Annotated in this window: 2 protein-coding genes; one reads left to right on the forward strand and one right to left on the reverse strand. The window is 39.7% G+C overall.

Going from position 1 to position 2253, the window contains the following annotated elements; genetic code table 11:
* Nucleotides 1-188: 188 nt before the first annotated feature.
* Nucleotides 189-1172: an IS110 family transposase gene (locus L656_RS0109985; protein ID WP_024599096.1), complete on the forward strand. Its 984-nt coding sequence runs from the start codon at nt 189-191 to the stop codon at nt 1170-1172.
* A gap of 98 nt (nt 1173-1270) precedes the next feature.
* Here the strand turns inward: L656_RS0109985 and asd are convergent, their stop codons facing one another.
* Entirely contained in the window at nt 1271-2137 is an 867-nt protein-coding gene (gene asd, locus L656_RS0109990) for an archaetidylserine decarboxylase (protein WP_024599098.1), read from the reverse strand.
* Nucleotides 2138-2253: the final 116 nt, after the last annotated feature.

Here is a 2253-nt window from a genome sequence, read left to right on the forward strand (position 1 = left end):
CCTTGTATCTCTCATTGATTAATGATTAGCTATCATTTATCACATCGAAGTCAGTGAGCTTGCCTTTACGCCTAGTATTTAATACTGCGCCGTAGATAAAGCCCTGACTTTCTATTCTCACAAACTGAATGGTATCCAAGCACACTTTTTTTAAGTAGATGCTGTATGTACAAGGGGAGTAAGTAGAGATGATGTTTATCGGCATTGATATTAGTAAAGAGAAGATTGATTTATCGTGGTTGAGAGACCAGCTTACAAACAAAATTAAAACAAAAGTCTTTAAAAACAAGCATCAAGACTTTTTAGCAATAGAAAAATGGCTTTTAAATACAACTAAAAGCGCTGCTAATGAGCTCGTTATCACCCTCGAACCAACGGGTGTTTATCATGAAGCACTGATGTATTTTTTACACGAGCAAGGCTTTAATATTATTTTAGCGAATCCCGGTAAAGCTAAAAAGTATGCAGACGCTTTAAACATAATTCATAAAACAGACAAATCTGATGCAACGATGCTTGCTCATTACGGCTGTGCTAAGCACGCAGTCGTTAGTTATTGGCAACCTGATGCATTAGAAGTTAGAGAGCTTAAAGCCCTTATCCGTCGTTTAGATGCGCTTGAGAGTAACCGACAACGAGAAGCTAACCGATTAGAAGCAAGTGAATTCAGCAACGTTTCCGCGCGTGTTTGCCAATCGATAAAAGTAACTATCGCGTTTTTAGATGACGAAATTAAACAGCTTAAATCTGACATTGATAACCACATAGATAATGAACCTGATTTAAAAAGAAACAGGAAACTACTTGAGTCTATCCCTGGCATAGGGCCCGTATTATCGAGAGAGCTGACGTATTTATTTGCGGCTAAAAAATTTAATAAAGCCAAAGAAGCGGCGGCTTATTGTGGATTAATTCCACGGCATAATGAATCGGGTAAATTAAAAGGGCGAACATCAATCAGTAAACTTGGGCCAGCCAGAATTCGATGTAAACTTTATATGGCGGCCATTGTTGCAGGGCAATGGAATAAAACAATAAAACGACATAAGTTAACGTTAATAAATAATGGTAAAACACCGATGCAAGCTGTGTGTGCAAATATGCGAAAGCTCATTCATATATGTTTTGGTGTAATAAAAAACCAAGAAGCGTTTAAGCTCCAAGAAAGTTAAATACGACCTTGAAGCTTAAAATGAGAGATGGTATCTACAAAACCAAAAAACCGCGTTTAAATAAACGCGGTTTTTTGATTTCTAATTAACGATTGATTTTAGTCGCTAATTTTTGCAAACGCAGTACCTAAGCGAGTAACCACTTCTGGTATTTGATCGTCCAGTATTTCCGCTTTATTAGCACCCCATGCAAGTACCACAGTAGAGCCTAATTTAAAGCGGCCCATTTCTTCACCCTTTTTAAGCGTGATGGCATTATCGCCAGTGGTTGGGTATTTCCAACTAAATACATCGCTACCTGCTGGTGGCGTGACAGTACCGGCCCAAATAGTTTCTATGCTGGCTACAATTGTTGCGCCAACAAGTACCATTGCAAGCGGACCAATTTCAGTTTCAAAAATTGCTACCACACGTTCGTTACGTGCAAACAAGTTAGGCACGTTTTGCGCTGTAAGTGGATTTACTGAAAATAAGTCTCCTGGCACGTAAACCATTTTGCTTAGGGTGCCATCAATTGGCATATGAATACGGTGGTAATCTTTAGGCGCTAAATAAATAGTGGCAAACTTACCGCCTAAAAATGGTGTTGTGTCATCTTGTGAGCCGCCTAGTAGCGCTTGTAAGCTGTAATCGTGACCTTTAGCTTGTATTAGCTGTCCGTCAACAATATCGCCTAGCTGGCTGATTGCGCCATCCACTGGCTGAGTGATGATATTGCTATCTTCTACCATTGGGCGCATGCCGTCTTTTAAAGGACGAGTAAAAAATTCATTAAAGCTTTTATAATGAGCCGGATCTGGGTATTGCGCTTCGCTCATGTCTACTTTGTATTGCTTAATAAATAGTTTAATTAAAGTAGTTGTTAAAGCGCCCGCTTTTGCAGCAGCTAATTTACCTACTACGCGTGAAATAAAATGTTTTGGCATTGCGTACTGCATTGCGATTTTAAATTTGTCTAAACTCACAGTATTTTTCCTAAATTATACGCGAGGCGCACGGGCGCCTGCACGGCCATCGGCCATTGTTTCTAAAATTCGGTGGTAGCTGTCAAAGCGCAATTGAGAAATTCTGCCATCGGCTA

Source organism: Pseudoalteromonas sp. TAE56 (assembly GCF_000497955.1).
Taxonomy (GTDB): Bacteria; Pseudomonadota; Gammaproteobacteria; order Enterobacterales; family Alteromonadaceae; genus Pseudoalteromonas.